Here is a 350-nt window from a genome sequence, read left to right on the forward strand (position 1 = left end):
GTAACCTTTATGGAGCCAGCCGCCTAAGGTGGGACAGATGATTGGGGTGAAGTCGTAACAAGGTAGCCGTATCGGAAGGTGCGGCTGGATCACCTCCTTTCTATGGAGAATTGATGAACGCAGTTCATCAATAAACGTTGACTTGTTTCGTTTCGTTCAGTTTTGAGAGAACTATCTCTCAAGTTTAAATGTATGTTCTTTGAAAACTAGATAACAGTGTAGCTCATATTTTTTTAATTTTAGTTTGGTTAAGTTAGAAAGGGCGCACGGTGGATGCCTTGACACTAGGAGTCGATGAAGGACGGGACTAACGCCGATATGCTTCGGGGAGCTGTAAGTAAGCTTTGATC

General features: G+C 43.4%; 2 rRNA genes. Both read left to right on the top strand.

The window, feature by feature from the left end:
* Positions 1-100, top strand: a 16S ribosomal RNA gene (locus tag Q3V31_RS30815); the annotation flags it as partial.
* Between the two features lie 146 nt (positions 101-246).
* Positions 247-350: ribosomal RNA gene (locus Q3V31_RS30820) — 23S ribosomal RNA — on the top strand; the annotation flags it as partial.

Origin of the sequence: Bacillus nitratireducens, from assembly GCF_036320425.1 — a bacterium.
Taxonomy (GTDB): domain Bacteria; phylum Bacillota; class Bacilli; order Bacillales; family Bacillaceae_G; genus Bacillus_A; species Bacillus_A nitratireducens.